This is a genomic window from Tropicimonas marinistellae (genome assembly GCF_001509585.1).
GTDB lineage: Bacteria > Pseudomonadota > Alphaproteobacteria > Rhodobacterales > Rhodobacteraceae > Tropicimonas > Tropicimonas marinistellae.
In genome coordinates this window covers 361,215-384,009 of record NZ_LNCI01000003.1, presented here as the reverse complement: position 1 = coordinate 384,009, position 22,795 = coordinate 361,215, and the positions used below count along the sequence as shown (strand labels likewise).

Here is a 22,795-nt window from a genome sequence, read left to right as displayed (position 1 = left end):
GGAAAGTGCCCTGCGAACGACGGTAAGTTGTTTCTCCGCAGTCTCGATGAAGGCAGGTAGCGTTGGGATGCCATTGCAACGCGGACGGGTACTACCATTTCGGCTCCGATAACTTGCCTGTGCAGGCGCGGCTAAACTCGCGGATCAAGCCGCAAGGGCGGACGCGTCCGTCGCAGTGTGTCACATTGATCTCTGTTCGTGCAACCATGCCTGAAACATCAGAACATCCCACAAAAGGTACTCCCAGCGTCCAGTTTGATCCTGATGCGCGCGCCACTTGCGCCCAATTGCCTTGGGATCAAACCATCCAGCGTCTTTGAGGGCAGCGGGATCGAGCAGATCTTCGGACCAATCACGCAATGGCCCTCGTAGCCACGCACCGATCGGAACGCCGAAGCCCATCTTGGGTCGGTCCATCATCTCCCGGGGCACGTAGCGGTACAACAAATCTCTCAGGACTCGCTTTTCGTGCCCAGTACCGCACTTGAACTTCACAGGAAGGGTCCATGACCATTCGACGATGCGGTGGTCAAGTAAAGGAACCCTTGTTTCTAGTGAAACTGCCATCGCCGCCCGGTCAACCTTAGTCAAGACATCTTCGGGCAAGTAGGTTTTCATGTCGCCCATAACCGCGTGATCGAGCGGCTCCGACAGAGTGAGGTTAACCGCCTCTTCGGTCAGCCAGTAAGGGACCTCAGATGGGTCGCGAACGACGTCGTCAGCGGGTAACCAATGTGCGGAAAGGGCACGGTAAAGTTCGGCATCGTGGCGGGCACCGAGGACGTCTGACAAGACGAGCCATCGCCGGCGGTGCCGACTGTCTGGGCTGATGGGCAACTGCCGAACTCCGAAGTGCAACATCTTACGGAGGGGATCAGGGGTCGAAGCCATCCTGTTTTGCCATCGCGCGAAAAGGCTGTATCGGTCGTATCCTCCGAACAGTTCGTCGCCGCCGTCGCCGCTCAGAGCAACGGTCACGTGCTCGCGCGCCAGATGGGAGACGAGATAGGTCGGTATTGCCGAAGAATCGCCGAATGGCTCATCGTAGATTCCCGGCAAGTCGGGAATAACTTCGCGGGCCTCAGCCGGAGTGACGTACATATCGGTGTGAACCGTCCCGAGATGCCGTGCCACCGACCTGGCGTGCTCGGCCTCGTTAAAGCCGGTTTCGTCGAAACCAATTGTGAACGTTTTGACCGGTTGCGTGGATTGAGACTGCATCAAGGCCACGACGGTCGAGGAATCAATACCGCCGGAGAGGAAGGCGCCAAGTGGCACGTCCGCCAGACGCTGACCGGAGATCGCCGCCGCCAACATCTTCTCCAGTTCGTCGACAGCTTCCGACAGGGAGCCGTCGAAGCGGTTCTTCTGTCCCGCTATCGCGACATCGGAAAGCGCCCAATATGGGGCGGGCTCGGGGAGTTCGCCGGACCGCTCGGGCGAGATCGCGATCCAGGTGCCCGGAAGGAGCTTTCGCACGCCCTTCCATATGCTCCACGGCGCCGGAATGTAGCCATGGCGCATGTATAGCGGCAGAGCGGCGCTTTCGATCTCGCAATCGAAATCCGGATGGCACCGAAGCGCTTTCAGTTCTGATCCGAACAGGAAGGTACCGCCAACCCAACCGTAAAAGAGTGGCTTTTCACCCATACGGTCGCGCGCCAGTAGCAATTGGCGGTCCCGGCGGTCCCAAACGCCCAGCGCGAACATTCCAACGGACTTTTCAAGTGCCGCTCCAAACCCCCACAGGTCGATCGCGGCAAGCAGTGTTTCGGTATCGGATCGTCCTCTCCAACTCGACGTCGCCTGCCTGTCGATTTCTTTCCGAATGTCGAGATGATTGTAAATCTCTCCATTGAAGACGATCACGTAACGGCCGGACTCGGACATCATTGGCTGATGTCCGGCCGCTGACAAATCGACGATGGAAAGCCGTGTGTGCGCAAGTCCGATACCGGCATCGACATCCGACCACAGGCCAAAGTCATCGGGGCCACGATGCGCAAGTCTTTGTCCCATCTTGCCGAGGACTTGCTCGCTCACCGAGGCTTTGGCTCCGCGTTTGTTAAGCACGCCTGCTATGCCGCACATATCCTTAACAGACTTACACGCGCGTTTCGTTTTGGGATAGAACTTTGGAGACCAGATCTTCCCAATGTCCCGCGACACGAGAAACCGAAAAATCCTCCCGTACCTGGATGCTCTTTGACGAAAGCCGGAGTCGTAAGCGACTGTCTTTCATCAAGCGCGACAGAGTCCCGGCCAACGCGGTCGCATCTCCTTGTTGGACCAATAGCCCGTTGACATCGTGCCGAATGATGTCGCTCGGACCGGTCGCGCAATCTACGGCGACGGAGGGCACACCATACGCCATCGCCTCAAGCAAAGTGTTGGGAAACCCCTCGAAACGGGACGCCAGCACGTAAACGTCGGCGGCGTCGAACCATTCTCCCAAGTTTCCGGCCAGCCCGGGTAATAAAACCACCTCTTGAAGGTCCAGCTTGCGGATCTGCACCGCAAGCTCGCTCCGAAGCGCACCATCGCCAAGTATGACAAGTGCCCAGTCGGGGTGGTCGTCTTGGATATCCGCGAATGCACTCAGCAGGAGGTCGAAACCCTTCTGATGCTCCAGTCGCCCAATTGCGAGAAGAAGCTTCGTCTTGTTCAGACGGCTAAGGCAGTCTTTCGGCGGCAGACGCGGACTGTGCGACGCCAGCGGATGCTGGACAGGATTGGGAATAACCACGACGCGAGCCGTCCCCGTGTTCGCTCTGAGCCAATCCGCGCTTGTTTCAGTCTGTGCCACGAGTGCAGACAAGAATGGGTAGAATACGCGCCTCAGCCTTTCCCAAAGTCGTCCCAGCGGCATGCTCGGCGGATGAACACGCTCCGACCCGATAACAGGGGTCCCCGACAGTTTCCCAGCAATGGAGAGAAGAATATTCGAGGTCGGCATCATCGCAATCGCGACGTCCGGCTTCGCTTTGCGAAGGATCCGGTAGAGACGACGGATCCTGAGGATATTCGCGAGCACGGATGCCGCCACATTGGTCCGTGTCCTCTCAAGGTCCAGGGAATATCGTTTGACCGATGGCTCCAACGGATAGAAATCCTTGGCTGCCGAAGCGGTCGTCACGACCGAGACATCCCATCCGATCTTCGCCCAGTGGTTGGCCAGCAACGCCGTCACTCTCTCCGCACCGCCCGGGGACAGGGAGTGAATGAAGAACATTAGCCTTCGGCTCATGGCAAGACACCTGCACGCTCAATTGCCCCAATGTCCTGTCGGGACACCGGTTCTGGCAAGAAAGAAATTTCTCATTGATGCGCGGGAGGGAGTTGAAGGGCGCTGGCGGTCGGGTCCGAACCAAGATCGCCAAGGGCTGGATTGGCGCCTTCCCTCCCCGTCGGGGCGAGCGATTGCCGCGACAATCTGGGAGCGACGGGCTCTTCCCGCTCTGTCGCCCAGGCGACGAGGGTGCGCGATACACCCGGAGGTTGCGGCAAGAATCAGCCGAATCGGCCGCATCCGAGCGACCTGTCGAGTCTTCGCCCGGTTTCCGCCCAAGTTCTGCTGCTTTCTGGCGTTCAACTCCAGGTTTAGTCGCATCGTCGGCAAGACTTTGCTCGATTGCCGCACTTTGTCCCTTGCTGCGTGGCCCTCAAGTCGCCTCTTCCCTATGGAGCCGTGCTTGATGTGCCGGAATAGTTGGATCGACGTTCATGGGTAGAAAACAAAAGACGGACACCACTTCCATCGACAGCGACGTTGTAAGCTCTCCCGAAAGCGACACGACTGGATACCTTGACGGTTTGTCGTTCGTGTCTTGGAGCGAAGAAGAACTTCAAGCATTCGTCGACTGGTACAGTGGGAGCGGCGGCTCCCCGGAAAGTCTTGGCGATTTTTCTCACGGACAACTCAAACGGCTGGTTCGGGATTTCGAGCGGGAATCGTCACTGGACGACGGGAGTTCCGACGACCCCGATCCCGACACCCCCACATCAGAGCCATCCGACACTGGCGCAACTGACACGAGTGCAACCGATACGTCCGATACTGGAACGACCGACACAGGCACAACCGATACGGGCACGAGTGACACCGGCGCAACTGATCCGGGCGCAACTGATCCGGGCACAACTGACCCGGGCGCGACTGACCCGGGCACGACTGACACCGGCACGACTGACACCGGCACGAGCGGCGAAGCTGCCCCGAGCGATCCGGCGCCCTCCCCCGACGAACCGCCGACGCAGGAGGACGACCCGGATCCCGTCCCCGTACCTACCCAGCCAGAAGACACCTCCAGCGAGACGTCACAGGACACAGGCGATCCGGCCTCGGCCGATCCGACCCTGCCGGAAAACGCGATTTACGTTGCCGTGGGCGGCGACGATTCCGCGGCTGGAACGAAAGACGCGCCGCTGGCCACTATCCAGAAGGCAATCAGCATGGCGGGCGCCGGCGACACGATCGTCGTTCGGGATGGTACCTATAAGGAGCAACTGGATATCTGGGCCGGCGGCGATGCCACCGCGGATCTCACCATTATGGGGTATCCGGGAGAACGGCCCATTATCGATGGCAGTGAAACACCTCCCGGCACCAGCCTGGTGGTGATTTCCGAGCCCTATGTCACGTTCACTGGTTTCGAGATCCAGAATGCCACTGGCAGCGGAGTATCGCTGTGGTCGACCCAGTATGTCACGATTTCCGACAATATCATCCACGACACCTACAAGGGTGGCATTTGGATGGGGTCGGACCGGCTTGGCGACAGTACCGGACATCTGATCGAGGGGAATGTCGTCTACAATACCTGCCTCATGAACGAAGCGCGCGATGCAGACGGCGGCTGGCCACGTGGCATCGGCGTCGACGTCTCCACGGACACAACCGTTCGCGACAACGTCGTCTTCAAAAACTATGGCGAAGGTATCGGTGCGCTCTCTTCCAGCGATGTCGAGATCCTCGACAATATCGTATACGATAACTTCAGCGTGCAGATTTACCTCGACAACACGCAAGACATGCTCGTGACAGGAAACAAGGTTTTCCACACTGGTGACGAGGAGTTCTTCCGCGATGGCGAGCCTGGTCGAGGGATAATGATCGCCAACGAATACACCGAGTTCGAGATGGCGACCCGCGAGGTGATCGTTCAGGAAAACACCTATTCCGGCGTCGAAACAGTATACTACAACGACAGCTTCGGATGGGGCGGCGGGATTGAGGATTCCGTTCTCGGTCCGGGATACATCGTCGCGGAGGACGACATCGACCCGGGCTGGATTAGCGATGTTCCCTTCGCATAGGTCACCGTGCGCTGTCAGACCGATTCGAACAGAGGTGCCAGACAGATTCGAAGCAGTCTTGGGTCGGAAAGAAGCCCTGCCCATTTGCCATGCCGAGTTGACGCCACTCGGCGAGAGCGGCGGCGCGGTTCTTCTTGCAATCACCCCGTGAAGAGAGGCTGCGCTACGAACTGTTGTGGTTGAAGACAGAAGCGTGGACGGAAGCAGATTTCTGCAAACTCCGCATGCGCCGGAAGCGCTGCTCGTTCGCTCTCGTCTACGACGTAGGCTGGCTCTTCGTGCCAGGGGAAGAAGTGGAACGCGAACTCCTGCGGCGCCAGTTCGCGGCCGAGTTCATGCAGTTCTTCAGCCCGGATGGCGATGTTGTGGAACTCGCCGGATTGTCTCTCGGCCGTGGACTCGATGATGGCAATACCGTCGTCTGGGACGGCAGGCAGCGAGCCTGTGACCACCTCGACAGCCTTTTCGGGGTGTTTCGCGCCCATCTTGCCCATCTCGGACACGTGCAGCCGGTGACTAGTACCTGAGCGTATGGAAATCGCCACACGCACGCCAGATGCGGTCAAACAGGACTTCCGACTGGGTTTGCTCCTTGACCGGGAAGAGTTGGCGCACGCCGTCTGGTAAACTGTCGTACCCGAACTTCACCTTCTTCCGGAAGATAACCTCGGCGTCGTCCTTGGTGTGAGCGACGCTCCCGCAGCGCTGGTTGGCCAAGAAGAGCGCATGGTCGAGCCACAGGATTGCAATGAGCCTGGTGAAACCGGTACGGCCCCGCCGAACCCATTCGTTAGCGAACACCTGGGGCACGCCCACGAGGTCCCGGTGCCAACCTGGAAAACGTCGAGTTGAGCCGTTCACGGTGAGAGATCCAGAAAATGAGCAGAGCCGAGAAGAGGGAGAGAACCGGCCCTTTCGGGCGAGCCGCTGAGCCTAAATGAACCGCCGAAAGAGAGCGACAGATGACAGACCGTGCAATATCCCACACCAACACTCGTGGTCAGGGTTCCGCTCGCGGCGGGCATCCGGCCCTCGCGAACATTCACGAGACGATCACCATTACGGATGTGGCCACGGCCCTAGCGGCAGCGCAGCCTTTTCCCCCACCGGGGGCTGGCAACGGCCGTTGAGATAGTCTCCGAGGTCGAGCGCGAAGTGCTAATCGCGGGTACGATGGAACCGGAATAGCGAGTGAAGTTGTTCACGCCTGCCCTTACCGCTGTTCTCGCGATGGAACGCGTTCTCCGGCGACCCAAGTTGCTCCCAACGCCGTGGCTTGCGGATATGATCGACGGGAAGGTGAAGCCATGAGCGACGCGCCCGCACCGATCCCGATCGCGCTGGCCAGCCGCGCCGCCGTCCCCGACCGGTCGGCCTTCAGCGAGGTCAGAGCCCCGCCCGCGGCGTTTGCGGACTTGCGGCTCGCCATGCTTCCGGTCGACCGCCTGCGCATCGATCCGTCTTACCTGCGCCGGGTCACGAAGCGCGGTTGCCGGGAGATCGGGCGCATCGTCCGCAGCTTCGCCTGGCCGCGCTTCGGCGCGATCTCGGTCGCGCGCATGGGCGAGGACTTCGCCATCATCGACGGGCAGCACCGCGCCATCGCCGCACATATCCTCGGGATCTCCGAAGTGCCGGCCGTCATTAGCGAGGGCGACACGCAGGCACAGACGGGCGACTTCATCGACATCAACACCGTGCGCTCGGGCATGCAGGCGACCGACAAGTTCCACGCCCCCGTGGCAGAGGTACTGCTGTGACGCTTGCAGGAGACAGGACGAAGCCGAAATGCGCCGAGTGGGGTTGCGGGCAACTCCTTGGCTGCTGGCATGGCGAAAGGGTAAATGCGAAAGGATGACGAAGCGCTTCGAGCGCTGTCGAACGTCGGCCGCAGGTATATCGGCAGGCTCCAGACGGAATGGTGGCGCAGCATTGGTTGACGGCCACCCCTCCGCCCCCCGCCAGGACTAAGACAAGGTTCTGTTCTACATCGAGGAATCTGTTGGCGACCTGTTAGCGGTGAAGATCCAGCGCAAGGACATTATCCGGGCGCAGCGCGCCAACGCGGATGCGGTGCAGTTCGCAAACAATATCGTTCAGATGTTCCGCGTGATGATGGAACACACCTACGACGAGGGCAGGCACACCGTTAACCCGGCCTGGCGCATGCCGCTACTCAAGACGCCGGATGCCAAGAAACAGGTGCACGAGCCTTGGCCGAATTGAGCGATGGACAAATGGCGCGCGGATGCTGGTGCCTTGCACCGGCTGATATTCGAGATCGGCGCGGGAAGTGTGCAACGCCCCGGAGATTGGGTGGCGTTCAATTGGGGCGACGACGACGGCGAGAACCTGTGGCTGACGCAAGGCAAGACGGACGTGGAGCGACTGTCGCCCTTTACGTCCCCGCTCAAAGCTGTTCTGGACACTGAAGCGGCACGGCTTACCCCTCACCCGGCGCGCACCATCATCACCCTGCAAGACGGCTCCCCCATGTACTACAGGCGCATGGCGGAAATCATGCGACGCTAGCGTGAGCGGCTTGGTTTGCAAGCCTACGACCAGCACGCGCTGCGCCATCGTGGGGAGATGGAATTGGCGCGGGCTGGCTGCGATGACGACGACATCGCCAGCTACAGCGGCCACACGACCAAGCAGATCATTCAGAAGCACGCGGGCAAGGTGCGGCAGATCATGCGGGCGCGGGAAGCTGCGAAGAAACGGAGAAGGAAGAGAACAATAGGCGTTTACTTGACGCGGGGCGCCAAGGTCGACCCGGATTCGGTTGATATTGACCGCGATGAGGCGGAATTAGACGGGCTACGCGGAGCCGCTTTTGATCTGGTCTCAGACGGCATGAGCGGCGAATATGCAGTCGCCGGGAAGATCATCGCGCGCTGTGATCCATGTGAAGGAATAGAGTTCCAGTCTATACCGACAGACGCCGCAGCATGGAGACCGGAAATTGTCGCGGTGGTTCGAATGCGTTTCCCCGGCGCAGAAGATGGTGACGGGTTCGGGCTCTACCCGTTTTCGCACTTTCCCTAGCTTAGACCGGAACATGAACGGAACGCGAATCTCCAAAAACCAATCCCAAACGTTTCCGCGCTACGCTCGAAAATCCGCTAAGTTATTGAAAATATTGGAGGCGAGTACCGGAATCGAACCGGTGTACACGGATTTGCAATCCGCTGCGTCACCACTCCGCCAACTCGCCCAAGTGGTCCCGCTTGGTAGGTTCAGAACCAAACGACGTCAACCTCCAAATCCCGGCATACGTATGTTGTTTGCGATCCCTGGCGTTTCGCGTCGCCCTGTTGGCCGCGCGGCGTCACCGTTTGACCGGCACTGTGTTCCGCATCTGCGACGGATGTCACCAATGCGGCGACGACGCGCTGCCAGCCCTCGTTTCAACGATTGGCTCTTACCGTGGTCGACAATTACGTGGATACTGCGGCACACGTGATGCGCGGCGCTGGCAAGTTTCACAAACCGTCGCCCCTGCTTCGGCGTCACAACCTCACTTCGCAGCGGTTATTGTTGGACCTTCTGAATTCTGCTGATTTCTTTAGCACTTGAATTAGCCTGAAGCTCAGCCATCCAAATTATTCACATATTTCCCAAATCTACTTCTCAATTAGATCTACCGCATCGATAAATAGGAATACGTTTTCGCCAGCAATCGGGATGCGCCTTTTCAACGCGTTGGATTGGAGTCCCCGGGCACATGCTAAACCACCGTGCCGTGCGATTGAATACAGAATATTCCCCGCAACCATTTCACGATCTCGGAGTGGACCAGGAGCCCGGCATTGCGTGGAGCATGTTTCAGGTACGTTTCGTCCAACAGGGAGTTCTGCGTCTCGCAATGCCCTGGCTTGATGTCGAGATGGCGGCCGTTCCGCTTTCTGAATACCCACGATTGAATGTGCGTCCTGACCTTCGTCGGCGGGAACAGCGGCCAATCGCCGGGGTCTCACTCCGGCTCATCGAGGTCAAACCCATGCAGCACGAGGCCCCAAGCCACGACTGTAGGATATCGACCGGTATCGAGATAAAACGTACCACCCATTCGGGCGCAGGCGACGGAAAGGTCATACCTACACACGGCTGATCTTGGCCAATATGCCGCGCGTGGGCCTATCCGCAATCGCTCCTCGCCCGGACGACACAGCATGCGCCGCCCGCTTCTAGGAAAAGACCGGCAGCACAGGCTGTCAGATCCAGACCACATGTTCTCAGATTTGTCCGCCGTCCATCCAGACCTGCGTGTTACGCTGCGCAGTAAACCTGTCGCGATTGCGTGAGCCAACACGAGCGGCGCGCCAAGGTGATGGCTCCTGCCACTCCGGACGCTCAGTCTCCTTCCTGCTCTGCCCTCTGCGGCCTGACTCGCCGCGCGGCGAACAACGGACCGCAACAGACCGGCTGCGACGAGCGACACCCGCTTCTTCTCCGTGGGGACATGCGCGAACCGGGTGTGTCGGCGCCCCATGCGGGGCCTGACGAGACTCGCATAGAACGTCCGACGGCATCGTTTGAGTGAGTTTTCGCCGATCATCGGCAGCATTGGCGAAATGTCGCCCGAAGTTCCCGGATGACCGATGCGCGAATGCACCACTACCCTGCTTACCCCCGTGGGATAACGTTCAGGTCACGGTCAGGCAGGCTATTAACGACACAGAGCAGGCAGCCGTTCCTCCGGTCAGGCACACGCACATGAATGTTGCGTGATCAGTCGGAGTGTGACCGGTTGCTATTAAGAGCGCGAACAGCCAGGGAATTAAATTGTGAAGATCAAGTCCAACAAGAACTTTGAAAAAAACATTTCCGGATCCGAATACAACTTCAACTTGAACGACATGGGAAAAGCGACCAGCGGACATAAACGGTCATCACGCCGCGATCAGGAATCAGGTCGTAGCGCGCTGGAGAGAATCCTTCTTCCCATGCTGGTCACCTCCGCAGTATTTCTTTGCGTTCTGTTGGGGATAGCCACCTACGAATACGGGACAGAAACGAACGCGGTTCCAATTTCGATCGGCAATTGGGCCACGGTTCTGGCCGCCAGTATACTCGTAATGCTCGGGCTTCTTGCGGTTGTTTCGGATTCCAGCACGTCGTAGCCAAATCCGCGGTCAGCGTTCGGCGTCTCCCGGGTAGCTGCGAACCAAAAAACACGGCGCCAGGCGGACCCTCCGCACTGGCGCCGAGCCTTTTTGCACTGTGGGTAGCATCTCGCTTCGCTTCCACGTCGAAGACACCCCAACAAGCGTCGGCAGGCAAACGTTAATGTAGCCGGCCGAGCTGCTGCTGCCGCCGTCCTAGCGCCCGCTGATCTCGTAGGCAAACAGGCCGATATACTCCTTCATCGCCGTATCCAGCGCGTTCAGGTTCTCCGAAAAATCCCAACGGAAAGACCGGCCGTACGGCGCGAGGAAATCGACCGGCCACGGCACAAGGTTTTGCCAACCGGCGCGCTGGAACGACCGCATTGCGCGTGGCATATGATAGCCGGAGGTCACCAGAACCCAGGTTTCGTCTGGCCCCGGTGTCGCCACCGCGAAGCCGAGTGCCGCATTCTCGGCGGTGTTGCGGGATCGGTTTTCGAGCAGCAGACGCGCGGGCTCCAACCCCTGCCCCAGAAAGAACAACTCTGCCGATTTCGCATTGGCTGCGGGCTTACGGCCCGTGTTTCGCATGGCACCGCTGCCGCCCGTGAACATCACCTTGGCATCTGGGAACCGAAGCGCGAGCGCCATGGTCTCGATCAGCCGCTCGCCCCCCTCATTGACCTGTGCTTGGCCACGGTATGGCAATCGTTCGCCCCCACCGAGCACGACGATCCCATCGACGCGCGTCAGATCGGGAGCAACCGGATATCTCGCTTCGAGCGGCCTCAGCATCCATTGTCCCACGGGAAAGGTGCCGATCCCGGCCACGAGCAGGAAGGAAAGGGTCGCGAAGACGCGCGCGGCCCAGATCCTCCGAAACCATAGGAAACAGCATGCCGCGAGAAGGCAGAATGCAATCAGGCTTTCCGGTTTCGCGATGCTCCAGAATACCTTCGAAGCAACGAAGAAGACGTTTTGCATGGACGCACAGTGAACCCGTAGCTTGCGTGACTTGGGGAGGCGTCGGTATCCGCGCTTCAACGCCTGCAACGAGGCGGTTGCTTGCCGCCTGGATCACTTGGATCCGAGCGTTGGCAACAACCGCGCCGCGACGTCGGGGCGGAGTCTCAGTTCGTGCCGGTTGTGGATCCCGTCGAGGCGGTGGATCCAATTCCGTCGCCCTTGCCGGACGCGAAGGCCCCGAGAAGAACCAGTGAACCAGCGGCAAGTGCGCCGCTTCCCGCGCCACCTACTGCCGCGCCGGCCCCGCCAAGAAGGATCGCAGCCCCCTCGTCGGTCTCGCACTCGACCGCAATCCGCTTTGGCTCAATGAAATAGGCTTTTTCAATCTGCCGGCCGTCGCACGCATCCTGCTTCGCCGCGACCGAGTAGGCCACCGGATCGTTTTCTTGAGCCCAGGCGGCAGTCGCACCGACACCGAGCACAATCGCGATAGCTACCAATTCTCTTTTTGCCATGCTGCCCTTCTGCCCCACCGTTTTTCATCGGTCTGTCAATCTTGTAACAGACCTAGGGGCAAGAACAATACAGGCATGGACAACGTGCATCCGTCACACCCGACTGTGACAGATTGGCCCCTAGATGGGCAAAGTCCGCATTGCGCCACCGATCACCGAAGGCGGCAGGCTGCTGGACAGGCGTGAGCCCCGGTCAACCGGATTATCGGAGCTTGTATCAGCTCACTGCGTTGTGCTGGTTGAGGAGGTGGCCTCCGGAATGTCCCCCATCGTGCTGGAAAGGAGCCCGATCGCCGAAGAGAGCGCCCGCTGAGGAGAGCGGAGCGTGTTGGACTCGATCTGCTGGGCCGCAAAGGCGAGGATGTTGGGGTTGATCGTGGCACCCGAAGTGTCCGAGGAGGTGGCTTCTAGACTCTGCGCAGATGTGGCGCCCGCCGCAGATATCAGGGCGGCACAAAACGTCAGAGAGGCAAGGCAAGTACGTGTCATGGCAGCAACCGTGGTTTGAATGGAGTGTTTCTTATGATTGCTGCGAAACTAACACCGAACCATGACACCCAGAACATAACCCAGCGGCAATTCCGGGATTCGGATGACCTGTGCCGGGGCTTCCTTGGGGGGCGGCGGTTTTTTCGCCGCCGAAGTCTAAATTTGTCGCACTCTGTCTGGCGACCTCGTGCGAATCGACGGCCCGTCCCCACGTGGAGAGTAGGTGCGTCTGCGGATTAACTCGCCGTGCACGTCCCGTGAACGATCCGCCGCGCATCCTGAAGGTAATACGCGATACTGCCGTCTGAAAAATACAGGACCGCAGAGTGAAACGTCGTGTCTACGCGCATCACATCCGGTCCGACCCAGGTGATGGACGCATTCATCGGCTTCTCCCAACCGTCTCGTTGCAATGTGTCTCGGGAGAGATCGACCTGAAGCCCGTCGCCAACCCGCGGCCAGTGGCGATCTCGCCCCAACGACCCCCCCGGTTTTAGAAAGGCGGCATCGGTCGCCTGACATGTGACAACATCGGCGTAACCGGGCGACGCCGCCAAAGCGAACGTCAAGATGGTCAAAATGGACTTAAAAACATGCACTCGCTCCATCACAACCTCCTTGCCAAACGGCAGTTGGGATTTCTGCAGATTGATTGCTAGCAGCGGGCTTTGGCGATCCCATGGCGACGGTTTGTTCACAATTGGGGATCAAACAGGTTTTTTTGGTCGGGAAAACGCGCGCGCCTCCCCCCACCGGTGCAGGGTTGCGCGCAATTCTCTATCCGGGTCGCGAAGCCGTGGCATCCTTGAGGCGCGACGCGAGATCGATCAATTCGACGACCGTCTTTACCTCGAGTTTCTCCAGGATACGCGCACGGTGGTGATCCACGGTACGCGGGCTGATGCCCAGGTAATTCCCGATCTCCTTGCTCGACACTTCGGCAGGGTTGGAGATCATCCGGGCAACGATTTCCTCTTCGCGTGCTGTCAATCGATCGAAGCGTACACGAATCTGGTGGTTTCGCTCCTGCGCGTCTCGCTTTGCAATCGCCTCTTCGGACGCAGCGAGAATACGCTCGACAAGCACGGATTGGCGAAACGGCTTTTCCAGGAAATCCACCGCACCCGCTTTCATCGCCTTTACGGATTCCGGCACCCCGCCGTGGCCCGTGATGAAGACGATGGCCAGCGGGAAACCAAGCCCGTTCAAGTGTTCCTGGAGTTCGAGGCCAGACATGACCGGCATCCCGAAATCCAGAACGAGGCATCCTGCCTGTTCGCCATCGTAGGCATCCAGAAACGCTTCTGCGGAGTCGAACGCTTCGACCTCGAAGCCGCGCTTGCGGAGCGCGCGCGACAACGAGGTTCGGATGTCCTGGTCGTCATCTACGACGTAGACGACTGAGTCCGCGTTGGGCATGTGTTTCCGCTCTTCCGGAAATTGGGGATTCGAGAAGAAACCCTACACCGGCAATAGACAACTCGCCAGTCCAACAATGAAAACAGGGGCTTCAACGAGAAAAATGCACGCTGCGGTGGTCACGAAACAGCCGCCACTCCGTGAAGCTGCATAATGTGTATTCACGGGGCATAATTACCCCGCTCCCCGGGCGCCGCCGGCATTCAGTGTGAAACAGAACCGTGCGCCGCCTGTCTCGCTCGCTTCGTGCCACAAACGGCCACCGTTTTCCTGAACGATCGACCGGCAGATCGTCAGGCCGAGCCCCATGCCGCCCGGTTTCGTCGTCTCGAACTGCGTGAAGAGGTTGATGCTCGGATCCACGCCCGGGCCGTTGTCGATCACGCAAATGATAACCTGATCCCCTCGCCGGCCAGCCCGCACCGTGACGTGCTTTTCGCGGTCGGAGGTTTCCGCAACGGCCTCTATGGCGTTTCTGAGCAGGTTCACCAATACTTGGGCGACCTGCACACGGTTCGCTTCGACCGGCGGGAGGTTTTCCATGTCCGTGGTGATCTTTGCGCCCACGTCATGCGCCTCCGCGATGACCAGACGTTGTGTCTGATCGAGCAGTTCCTCAATGTCGAAGACCGTGCGCACACCCTCGTCCTTGCGGATGAACGCACGTAGCGCCCGGATGATTTCGCCGGCACGAAGAGACTGCGACTCGATCTCTTCCAGTATCTCGCGCAATTCGGCATCCGCCTGCGGGTGCTGTTCCACCGTCATGAGCGCGGCATCGGCATTCTGCGCTATCGCCGTCAGCGGCTGGTTGAGTTCATGCGCCAGGCCCGACGCAAGTTGCCCCATCGTGTTGTCCCGCGACAGGTAGGACAGGTCCTTGTTCAGTTGCGAGATCTTTTCCTCTTTCTCCTTGTTGAGCGAGATATCGTCCATCGTAAGCACGAAATGCAGCGCTTTGCCCTCCTGGTTGTGAACCCGGATCGCATTGACGGAGGTCCAGATCGTGCGCCCACCCTTCCGCAAGCAACGCATTTCGTGGTTGATCTCGTCGTCTTTTCCGCTGCCACCATTCCACTGCGTCAGGAACGGCGGAGCGCCCGGCAGGGAAAGATCGGAGAATGTCATGCGCTCCAGTTCGCCAGCGTCGTAACCGGTGATCTCGCAAAAGCGCGCATTCACGCGGATAAACCGGCCGGTTTCCGCCTCCACCTGCGCCATGCCACGCGAGGAGAGCGCGAAGGTCTGGCCGTATTCCAGTTCGGTCTCTTTCCTCGCCGCGATTTGTTGCATCAGCGTCGTGTTGGCGTTTTCGAGTTCCTGGTACGTCTTCGGCAGAGGTTCCGACGGGTCGAGTTCGCCTTGCGAGATCAGTGCCGAGCGGACGGCGAAGGCGCGCACCGGTTTGTATATGTAATTCGCAAGCGCAAGGCCGCCGATGCCGGTTATCATCGCCACAACGGCCGCGATCCAGATATTGGTTCGCCGGTTACTCTTGATCACGGCGGTGAAATCGTCCTCCGGCGCGTATGCGGCAATTGTCCAGGGGAGTTTGTCGCTCATCACCGGCATCACGATCGAAACGTAGACTTCGCCGCCGTACTGAAACTGCGAGAGGTTGTTTCGCTCGACCGGAACCTGCCCGTCACCGGTCAATTGCACGAACGCGGCCTGCGCGATCGGATCGTCAATGTCCCGGATATTGGCAAACCGCAGCGACCCGTCGCTGTCACGCGTTTTCAACAGGCTCTGGTTCGGGTGCGCAATAACATCGCCGTTGGCGTGAATGATCAGCGCCCGGCCTGTGTGGCCAATCTGCAGGTGTGACAGGAACTCCGAGATTTCGCTGATCTCGATGTCCACGCCGACGATTCCGCGCACGCCCCCTGCCCCGTCTTCCACGGGCGATGCAAGCGTGATCCCCGGTTGTTGCGAGGAATAGAAGATATAGGGATCGGTCCAGATCGTGGTCAGCGACTCGCGGGCACCGATGTACCACGGGCGGGTGCGCGGGTCGTACGTGTCTTCCGGATCCATCCGGCGCTCTACAACCGAGAAATCGTCGTTTCTCCAGATCAATTCGGTCGTGCGGCTGTCTCCGTCGACCCGTATGATCTTCGAACGAAACGGCCCCGGACCGCTACTGCGCATGACATAGACGAAATCTCCGTCTTCGCTTCCATGATAGACGCCGGCGAATTGTGGAGCGAGTTGCAGTTGCTGAAACAGCAGTTGTTCGAGCAATTGCGGGCTGTCGCTGGCGATCACGTCGTTCTGTGCGAGACGCGCCGAGAGTTCCGCGGCGCCACGCGCCGGCCGCAAGAACCCCTGCGAATGCGCAATCGTATTGGTGCCAACGTCGTTCAGTAGCCCCCTGGCATGGTCCAGCAGCGCGCGTTCCGACGTGACGTAGGAAGAGAAGACCACGGCCAGAACGGCGACGAACTGCAAGCCGGCGAGGCCGATTGCAAGCAGGGCACCAAGTGAATTCCGCATCTTACAGTAACTCCGCTAGCATCCGCTTGTCGCGCTCCTGCCCATGGCCGCGAGCTGCCCCGCCAAGTCACCGCACGGGCATGTGTCTCACTTCACCGGCGTCCCAATCTCTTCCACAACGCGCATGCTTGGGCAACGCTTGGATCGGAAAGCTGCCCGATGCCATGCGGCACAGCCCGGCACCGGGGGCGAGCGGGCGTGTCTATAGGTAGAATTGCGCAGGTAATCTCACGAATTTTCCTATCGGCGGGAACGTGCCATTGTGCATGCATGGTTATTCCCCTGGGTGTGTTTAAGATGTGTGCTAGGTTCCCCCGTTCCATGAATGTGTAGATCCCCAAGATTAACGAGCGCTAGTGAGTGGAGCGCGACAATATATACTTAAGGCGCCGGCGCTTCGGGATGACCTCCCAGGCGCCGGCATTTCTTTGAGCCCTTCCGAGTAGAACGTTCGCCCTGCGGTCGAGCTGTCGTGAGGCGGCAGGGTACGAGGCCCGTTTCCGCAGGTCGCTGTTTTCCCCCTCCGAGGCCCAGCGCCCTCCCGTCGCGGCATTGTCCGATCTCGACGCACGCCCAAGGCCGTTGGCACAGTGATTGCTCACGAAGCGCCCAACCGTGCCCGGAGTTGCCGGTTCCGTGTCATTGCGCGCAGATGTCTGTCCCTCAGGTCGATTTTGCAACGGCAGCCCGGTTCTATCCGTGCTAGTGGCGGTATCGACAGAACAGGGAGACGCGCCTTGGCGAACGACACCACAGCCATTGAACCCGCCGCCACGCAACCACGAACCGACGAGGGCATACGCTACCTCGGAAAGATTCTGGGGCGGACCTTGCATGCCCAGGAGGGTGGACAAGCCTTCGACACGGTGGAGAACATCCGGCTCGACTCGGTTCACTATCACCGCACGGGCGACGAATCCGCCTACGATAAGCTCCAAAAAACGATATCCGGCCTGCCGGAGGACCGGACCCTGCAGGTGGTGCGGGCCTTTACGTACTTCCTTCACCTTCTGAACATCGCGCAGGATCAGCAGACCCTGGCCGGCGCGCGCGAAGGCGGATCGCGCATCGACGACATTCTGACGAAGGTGCGCGAGGCCGGGTTTTCCGAGGAGCAGATCCGCAAGTTTTTCCGTGAGGCGCTCGTCAGCCCAATTCTGACCGCGCACCCGACGGAGATTCGCCGCCAGAGCATCATTCGCGCGGAATTCTCGATTGTGCGCCTCTTGGACGAACGTACCCGCGCGCTTGCCGTGGGGCTCGACCACGCAGACATCGACACCGCCATCGAACGCGAAATCGCAACCCTCTGGCAAACGCACCTGCTGCGGCGCAACAAGCTGACGGTCCAGGACGAAATCAAGAACGGGCTCGCCTATTTCGACCTCACGTTCTTCGAGGCGGTCCCTCGTATTCAGGATGCCGTACGGGACACGCTGAAGCTCACCCCGCAGGAAACCGTTCCGCCTTTCCTGCGGATCGGCACCTGGATCGGCGGCGACCGCGACGGCAACCCGTTCGTCACCGACGATGTCCTGCGCGACACCTTCAGCCTGCAAGCCGGGCAGGCGCTGCTGCACTACCTCGTGGAGGTGGACGCTCTGGCGCGCGAGCTCTCCATGTCGATCCGTGTCGTCGGCGTCAGCGACGACGTCGCCGCGTTGGCGGAGAAATCGCCGGACCCATCCATCCACCGCGCGGACGAGCCCTACCGGCGAATCCTGATCGGCGTCTATGCACGCCTGGCCGCGACGTTGAAGGAGCTCGCGCCGAACACCGCGCCACCGCGCCCCGCCCTGCCCGGCACGCCCTATGCCAGCCCCGAGGAGTTGCTCGCGGAACTCGACATTATCGACGCGTCCCTACGCGCCAACGAGGCGAATATCGTCGCGGACGGACGCCTTCGGGCCCTGCGGCGCAAGCTGCGCAGCTTCGGTTTTCACCTCGCCAGCGTGGACCTTCGCCAGAACTCGGCGGTGCATGAAACAACCATCGCGGAATTGCTCGAGGCCATCGCGCCTGGAACCGGCTATGCGGATCTGTCCGAGGCGGACCGGATTGCGCTCCTGCGCGACGAGTTGAACTCGCCACGGTCGCTGCTGCGGCCGTTCTGGGCCTATTCCGAGGCCACCGAGCGAGAGTTGCGGATCTTCCGCACCGCCAAGGAAATGATCGACCGCTTCGGCCCCAAGGCAATTTCCACGTCGATCATCTCCAACGCACAATCCGTCTCCGACGTTCTGGAGCTGTGCGTCCTGCTCAAGCAGGTCGGCCTGATGGAACTCGACGGCACCTGCTCGATCTCCGTCGTCCCGCTCTTCGAAACCATCGCCGACCTCCAGATGGGCCCGCAGATCATGGGAGAGCTGTTCGACCTGCCGGAATACCGCCGCGTGGTCGACAGCCAGAACCGCACACAGGAGATCATGCTGGGCTACAGCGACAGCAACAAGGACGGCGGCTTCGTCACCTCGGGCTGGGAACTCTACAAAGCGGAGCGCGAGCTGGTCGCGCTCTTCAAGGACCGCAGCCTGCGATTGCGCCTGTTCCACGGCCGTGGCGGCTCGGTGGGCCGCGGTGGCGGCCCGGCCCGCGAGGCTATCACCGCCCAGCCGCCCGGTGCCGTGGACGGGCAGATCCGCCTGACCGAACAGGGCGAGGTCATCTCGTCGCGCTACTCGCACACCGAGAGCGGCTACGCGCATCTGGAAACGCTGGTATCGGCCACGGTCGAGGCCTCGTTGCTGCCAAGCCCCGACCTCGCGACCGATGAGGCGGCCGCGATCATGGAAAGCCTTTCCGATCACGCGTTCCGTGCCTATCGCAGCCTCGTCTTCGAAACCGAAGGATTCGAGGAATTCTTCTGGTCCTCCACGATCATCAACGAAATCGCCTCCCTCAACATCGGCTCGCGGCCGGCATCGCGATCCAAGACGCGGGAGATCACCTCGCTGCGGGCAATCCCCTGGGTTTTCAGCTGGGCCCAGTGCCGGCTCATGCTGCCGGGCTGGTACGGCTTCGGGACCGCGGTGAAGTCATGGTTGCAGGAAAACGACGGCTCCGGCGGGGAGACGCTGGCACGGCTGTACCGCGACTGGCCGTTCTTCCACTCGATGGTGGGCAAGGTGGTGTCGATGATCCAGAAGAGCGACCTGTCGATCGCCGCCCACTATGCGGAACTGGTTGAAGATGCGGCCCTAAGGGACAGGATTTTCAGCCAGATTTCCGATGAATGGCATGCGACCGTCGAGGCTTTGGAACTGATCACCGGGGAGCGCCCCGGCAAGGTGCAGGAAAACCGCACCCCCTACCTGGACCCGCTCAACCATATTCAGGTGGCCCTGCTGAAGCGCGTGCGGAATGAGGAGACGAGCGAACGGATCAAGCGGGGGCTCCTGCTGTCGATCAACGGTGTCGCCTCGGGCCTGCGCAACACCGGGTAGCGGCAACCCGTCAAACATTCGGGCGGGGTGCCATTCCCCGCCCGATACCCCACGTGCGGCAGATCCGGGCGTTCGCCCGGGTGAGAAACAACCAAACCCAGCGCATCGCTCTCGCGGGTCTCTGCGGGGGCGATACGAGCGAGAGCCCTTACCCGTTTCACCAAACGACGGGGACGGTATTTCGCGCGCCGCAGCGGACGATCCCTGCGCATAGCGGTCACTGGGCAAACTCCAGCCGAGGTCCGGTTCGCGGACAACCAGTCCCTCCCCAGCTTCGCGCAAAGGATGATCGATTGTCCGCGATGATTGTCGGATTCTTTGCAACTCAAGGATAAAGCTCGGGCCGCTGTTGCGCCGGCCAAGCCGACGCCGGCGCGCGTTGTGACGCCGCCGGAAAGGGGCTTGGCGCCGTGCCCCGCCCCTTTCGTAACGTCATGCGTCGCAGCGCTTACGGCCAGCCGACTTCATTGAAGATCTTCTGCGCGGTTGCGATATTCTCGGCAACCTCCGACAGATCAATCTCATCCATCTGGAAGTCGCCAAGCGCGGCAACGGAGTCCGCCAGCGGAGCGCCCTCGACCGCAGGGTATTCGTCGTTCCCGGCAGAGAAATAGGTCTGCGCGGATTCGCCGGACAGGTATTCGAGGAACTTCACCGCGACGTCCCGATGCGGCGCGTTGGCGGCGACACCGGCCCCCGACAGGTTGATGTGGGCGCCATTCCCGCCCTGATCGGGGAAGACCCAACCGATCCGGTCAATGTCCGGAGACACCCCATCGACCTCCCTTCGCAGAGCGCGCGCAAAGTAGTAGGTGTTCGACACGGCTATGGCGCATTCGCCGGACACCAACCCGCGAAGCTGGTCCGTATCGCCGCCCTGGGGGGGGCGCGCCATGTTGTCGACCACACCCTGCGCCCAATCCCGGGCCGCATCCTCGCCCTGATGGGTCACGATAGAGGCCAGCAGCGTCTGGTTGTATGTGTTCGTGGAGGACCGGATACAGACCATGCCTTCGAATTTTGGATCGGCCAGATCGGCATATGTCTGCGGCGGCTCGTTCACCTGCTCCTTGTCATAGAAGATGATCCGCGCGCGCTGCGAGAATCCGAACCACTGGTTGTCGCTGTCCTGAAGATGCCCGGGAATGCGCTCTTCCAGCACGCCGCTGTCCACCGACTGCAGGATGCCGGCCACCTTGGCCCGGTGCAGGCGCGACGTATCCACGGTAATCAGAACATCGGCCGGGCTGTTCGCCCCTTCGGCGACCATCCGCGCGATCAGCTCGTCGGCATTCCCCTCGATGCGGTTGATGGTGACGCCCTCGGCTTCCTCGAAATCCGAATAGAGGCGTTCATCGGTGTCGTAGTGGCGAGACGAGTAGATATTGAGCTCTCCCTCAGCGGTGGCGGTGAACGCCGTGCTGGCCAGGAACAGCGCCGCTGCCGGAAGAGTTCCCGGCCATATCGTACGCTTGAACATTGTTTTCTCCATTGTCTTTTCGCGGGTATAGCTCACACGTCACTAAAGCAAAGGCGCCGGCCATCAAGCTTTTTCCGAGTTTTTAACTCGGATTTTATCTCCAGACGTAACGAAAAAGGGCGCGGCATGCGCCGCGCCCGATCCGTCCGCATATGCGGCAGCCTCAGTTGGTTATGATCTCCGGCCCCATGACCGAATTGGGCAGGTAGGTGGAGATCCACGGCACGTAGGTCACCAGGATCAGGAAGACGAAGAGCACCGCGAGGAACGGCAGCGCCGCCCGCACCACCCGCATCATCGGCATTCCCGCCACGCCGGAGGTCACGAAGAGGTTGAGCCCAACCGGCGGCGTGATCATCCCGATTTCCATGTTCACCACCATGATGATGCCGAGATGGATCGGGTCCACACCCAGCTCGATGGCGATGGGGAAGACCAGCGGCGCCACGATGACCAGCAGGCCCGAGGGTTCCATGAACTGTCCGCCGATCAGCAGGATCACGTTGACCATGACCAGGAACATGACCTTGCCGAACCCGGCACTCAGGAGCGCCTCCGCGATGGTCTGCGGCACCTGCTCGTCGGTCAGGACGTGCTTCAGGATCAGCGCGTTGGCGATGATGAACATCAGCGTGATCGTCAGCTTTCCCGCGTCATAGAGCGTCTCGATTGTGTCGCGGTGGAAAAGCGCCGTCACCACTGCATAGGGTTTCTTGAGCAGTGGCAGGTTCTGTTCGCCCTCGGGTGTCGCAAGTGGCCCCATGTCCCGGTAGACAAAGGTCGCTACCAGGAAGGCGTAGACGGATGCGACGGCCGCGGCTTCGGTTGGGGTGAAGAGCGCCGGCGTGATAAACGGAACACCGTAGATGCCCACCATGATGATGACGATCAGCATCAGGCCCCAGAAGGCGTCCCGGAACGCAGCCCAGACCTCGCCCCAGCCCAGCCACTCGCCGCGGGGCAGGTTGCGGAACTTGGCGATGCCGTAGATCGTCAGCATCAGCATCCCGCCAGCCATAAGGCCCGGAATGACGCCGGCAAGGAACATCCGCCCGACTGAGACATCGGTCGCCGAGGCGTAGACCACCATGACGATTGACGGTGGGATCAGGATCCCCAGGGTGCCCGCGTTGGAGATAACCCCGGCCGCGAAATCCTTGGAGTACCCGACCTTCTGCATCGCCGCGATCACGATGGAGCCGATGGCCACCACCGTCGCGGGCGACGAGCCGGAGAGCGCGGCGAAGATCATACAGGCAAAGACACCCGCAATCGCCAGCCCGCCCGGCAGATGGCCCACGCAGGCAATCGCGAAGCGGATGATCCGTTTGGCCACCCCGCCGGTGGACATGAAGCTCGAGGCAAGGATGAAGAACGGGATCGCCAGCAGCGTGTAGTGGCCCGCCATCGCCTGGTAGAGCGATTGCGCCACCGAGGCGAGAGAGCTCTCCGAGGTGAGCAGCAGGAACAGGATGGAACTGAGGCCGAGGCTGACCGCGATCGGCACACCGATCAGCAGCAGCGCCACGACCATGACGAAGAGAAGAAGGATTTCCATGC

The 22,795-nt window shown here is 60.5% G+C and carries 19 protein-coding genes, 1 tRNA gene and 1 pseudogene; 8 read left to right on the top strand and 13 right to left on the bottom strand.

All coding sequences use genetic code 11. The features are described 5' to 3' along the window. Positions 1–180: 180 nt before the first annotated feature. Both asnB and ARC39_RS08040 read right to left on the bottom strand, forming a co-directional pair. Positions 181–2,169 carry an asparagine synthase (glutamine-hydrolyzing) gene (gene asnB, locus ARC39_RS08045; RefSeq protein WP_236545152.1) on the bottom strand — a complete coding sequence of 663 codons (1,989 nt, stop codon included), beginning with the start codon at positions 2,167–2,169 and terminating at the stop codon, positions 181–183. Continuing rightward, positions 2,105–3,232 carry a glycosyltransferase family 4 protein gene (locus ARC39_RS08040; RefSeq protein ID WP_268874334.1) on the bottom strand — a complete coding sequence of 376 codons (1,128 nt, stop codon included), beginning with the start codon at positions 3,230–3,232 and terminating at the stop codon, positions 2,105–2,107. The genes asnB and ARC39_RS08040 overlap by 65 nt, the downstream gene beginning before the upstream one ends. A 491-nt stretch (positions 3,233–3,723) precedes the next feature. Here ARC39_RS08040 and ARC39_RS08035 point away from each other — a divergent pair, with 491 nt between their 5' ends. Beyond that, entirely contained in the window at positions 3,724–5,316 is a 1,593-nt protein-coding gene (locus ARC39_RS08035) for a right-handed parallel beta-helix repeat-containing protein (RefSeq protein ID WP_068112700.1), read from the top strand. Between the two features lie 85 nt (positions 5,317–5,401). Here ARC39_RS08035 and ARC39_RS26135 read toward each other — a convergent pair. Further along, a pseudogene (locus tag ARC39_RS26135) lies at positions 5,402–5,577 on the bottom strand (IS6 family transposase); the annotation flags it as partial. 32 nt (positions 5,578–5,609) lie between these two features. Here ARC39_RS26135 and ARC39_RS26545 point away from each other — a divergent pair. Next, entirely contained in the window at positions 5,610–5,843 is a 234-nt protein-coding gene (locus ARC39_RS26545) for a hypothetical protein (RefSeq protein WP_438273257.1), read from the top strand. Here the strand turns inward: ARC39_RS26545 and ARC39_RS08025 are convergent. Then, positions 5,833–6,126, bottom strand: a complete 294-nt coding sequence (locus tag ARC39_RS08025; protein WP_068112694.1) for a hypothetical protein — start codon at positions 6,124–6,126, stop codon at positions 5,833–5,835. The genes ARC39_RS26545 and ARC39_RS08025 overlap by 11 nt on opposite strands. 497 nt (positions 6,127–6,623) lie before the next feature. On the opposite strand from ARC39_RS08025, the gene ARC39_RS08020 reads away from it, so the two are divergent. The 4 genes from ARC39_RS08020 to ARC39_RS08005 all read left to right on the top strand — a co-directional run bounded on the left by ARC39_RS08020 (position 6,624) and on the right by ARC39_RS08005 (position 8,364). Further along, positions 6,624–7,076, top strand: a complete 453-nt coding sequence (locus ARC39_RS08020) for a ParB/RepB/Spo0J family partition protein (RefSeq protein WP_068112689.1) — start codon at positions 6,624–6,626, stop codon at positions 7,074–7,076. Positions 7,077–7,335: 259 nt separating this feature from the next. After that, on the top strand, positions 7,336–7,542 hold the full coding sequence (locus tag ARC39_RS08015) for a hypothetical protein (RefSeq protein WP_068112685.1): 207 nt from the start codon (positions 7,336–7,338) through the stop codon (positions 7,540–7,542). 3 nt (positions 7,543–7,545) lie between these two features. Next, on the top strand, positions 7,546–7,848 hold the full coding sequence (locus ARC39_RS08010) for a site-specific integrase (RefSeq protein ID WP_068112682.1): 303 nt from the start codon (positions 7,546–7,548) through the stop codon (positions 7,846–7,848). 15 nt (positions 7,849–7,863) lie between these two features. After that, the gene (locus ARC39_RS08005) at positions 7,864–8,364 is read left to right on the top strand and encodes a site-specific integrase (RefSeq protein WP_068112679.1); all 501 of its coding nucleotides are present in this window, start codon (positions 7,864–7,866) and stop codon (positions 8,362–8,364) included. Positions 8,365–8,459: 95 nt separating this feature from the next. On the opposite strand, the gene ARC39_RS08000 is transcribed toward ARC39_RS08005, so the two are convergent. Continuing rightward, positions 8,460–8,533: transfer RNA gene (locus ARC39_RS08000), tRNA-Cys, on the bottom strand. Between the two features lie 1,573 nt (positions 8,534–10,106). Between ARC39_RS08000 and ARC39_RS07995 the strand changes: the two genes are divergently transcribed. Then, the gene (locus tag ARC39_RS07995) at positions 10,107–10,442 is read left to right on the top strand and encodes a hypothetical protein (protein ID WP_068112676.1); all 336 of its coding nucleotides are present in this window, start codon (positions 10,107–10,109) and stop codon (positions 10,440–10,442) included. Positions 10,443–10,640: 198 nt separating this feature from the next. On the opposite strand, the gene ARC39_RS07990 is transcribed toward ARC39_RS07995, so the two are convergent. The 6 genes from ARC39_RS07990 to ARC39_RS07965 all read right to left on the bottom strand — a co-directional run bounded on the left by ARC39_RS07990 (position 10,641) and on the right by ARC39_RS07965 (position 16,312). Next, positions 10,641–11,411 carry a YdcF family protein gene (locus ARC39_RS07990; RefSeq protein WP_068112674.1) on the bottom strand — a complete coding sequence of 257 codons (771 nt, stop codon included), beginning with the start codon at positions 11,409–11,411 and terminating at the stop codon, positions 10,641–10,643. Between the two features lie 146 nt (positions 11,412–11,557). Beyond that, entirely contained in the window at positions 11,558–11,908 is a 351-nt protein-coding gene (locus ARC39_RS07985; protein WP_068112671.1) for a hypothetical protein, read from the bottom strand. Positions 11,909–12,130: 222 nt separating this feature from the next. Next, positions 12,131–12,397 (bottom strand): hypothetical protein, encoded by a 267-nt coding sequence (locus ARC39_RS07980; protein ID WP_068112668.1) that lies wholly within the window; start codon positions 12,395–12,397, stop codon positions 12,131–12,133. 236 nt (positions 12,398–12,633) lie between these two features. Next, positions 12,634–12,783 carry a hypothetical protein gene (locus ARC39_RS25830; protein ID WP_161470944.1) on the bottom strand — a complete coding sequence of 50 codons (150 nt, stop codon included), beginning with the start codon at positions 12,781–12,783 and terminating at the stop codon, positions 12,634–12,636. Positions 12,784–13,174: 391 nt separating this feature from the next. Continuing rightward, positions 13,175–13,816 (bottom strand): response regulator transcription factor, encoded by a 642-nt coding sequence (locus ARC39_RS07970; RefSeq protein WP_068112661.1) that lies wholly within the window; start codon positions 13,814–13,816, stop codon positions 13,175–13,177. A 174-nt stretch (positions 13,817–13,990) separates the two neighbouring features. Continuing rightward, positions 13,991–16,312 (bottom strand): PAS domain-containing sensor histidine kinase, encoded by a 2,322-nt coding sequence (locus ARC39_RS07965; RefSeq protein WP_068112658.1) that lies wholly within the window; start codon positions 16,310–16,312, stop codon positions 13,991–13,993. Between the two features lie 737 nt (positions 16,313–17,049). On the opposite strand from ARC39_RS07965, the gene ppc reads away from it, so the two are divergent. After that, positions 17,050–19,755: a phosphoenolpyruvate carboxylase gene (gene ppc, locus ARC39_RS07960; RefSeq protein ID WP_078059138.1), complete on the top strand. Its 2,706-nt coding sequence runs from the start codon at positions 17,050–17,052 to the stop codon at positions 19,753–19,755. A 448-nt stretch (positions 19,756–20,203) separates the two neighbouring features. Here ppc and ARC39_RS07955 read toward each other — a convergent pair whose 3' ends face one another. Both ARC39_RS07955 and ARC39_RS07950 read right to left on the bottom strand, forming a co-directional pair. Next, positions 20,204–21,235: an extracellular solute-binding protein gene (locus tag ARC39_RS07955; RefSeq protein WP_068112656.1), complete on the bottom strand. Its 1,032-nt coding sequence runs from the start codon at positions 21,233–21,235 to the stop codon at positions 20,204–20,206. Positions 21,236–21,398: 163 nt separating this feature from the next. Further along, on the bottom strand, positions 21,399–22,793 hold the full coding sequence (locus ARC39_RS07950) for a TRAP transporter large permease (protein ID WP_068112654.1): 1,395 nt from the start codon (positions 22,791–22,793) through the stop codon (positions 21,399–21,401). Positions 22,794–22,795: the final 2 nt, after the last annotated feature.

Coding starts and splice junctions, on each gene's coding strand:
- ARC39_RS07950 (WP_068112654.1), bottom strand. CDS start 22,793: ATGGAAATCCTTCTTCTCTTCGTCATGGTCGTGGCGCTGCTGCTGATC.
- ARC39_RS08040 (WP_268874334.1), bottom strand. CDS start 3,232: ATGTTCTTCATTCACTCCCTGTCCCCGGGCGGTGCGGAGAGAGTGACG.
- ARC39_RS08010 (WP_068112682.1), top strand. CDS start 7,546: ATGGACAAATGGCGCGCGGATGCTGGTGCCTTGCACCGGCTGATATTC.
- ARC39_RS08020 (WP_068112689.1), top strand. CDS start 6,624: ATGAGCGACGCGCCCGCACCGATCCCGATCGCGCTGGCCAGCCGCGCC.
- ARC39_RS07970 (WP_068112661.1), bottom strand. CDS start 13,816: ATGCCCAACGCGGACTCAGTCGTCTACGTCGTAGATGACGACCAGGAC.
- ARC39_RS07990 (WP_068112674.1), bottom strand. CDS start 11,411: ATGCAAAACGTCTTCTTCGTTGCTTCGAAGGTATTCTGGAGCATCGCG.
- ARC39_RS25830 (WP_161470944.1), bottom strand. CDS start 12,783: ATGAATGCGTCCATCACCTGGGTCGGACCGGATGTGATGCGCGTAGAC.
- ARC39_RS08035 (WP_068112700.1), top strand. CDS start 3,724: ATGGGTAGAAAACAAAAGACGGACACCACTTCCATCGACAGCGACGTT.
- ARC39_RS07955 (WP_068112656.1), bottom strand. CDS start 21,235: ATGTTCAAGCGTACGATATGGCCGGGAACTCTTCCGGCAGCGGCGCTG.
- ARC39_RS07985 (WP_068112671.1), bottom strand. CDS start 11,908: ATGGCAAAAAGAGAATTGGTAGCTATCGCGATTGTGCTCGGTGTCGGT.
- ARC39_RS07965 (WP_068112658.1), bottom strand. CDS start 16,312: ATGCGGAATTCACTTGGTGCCCTGCTTGCAATCGGCCTCGCCGGCTTG.
- ARC39_RS07980 (WP_068112668.1), bottom strand. CDS start 12,397: ATGACACGTACTTGCCTTGCCTCTCTGACGTTTTGTGCCGCCCTGATA.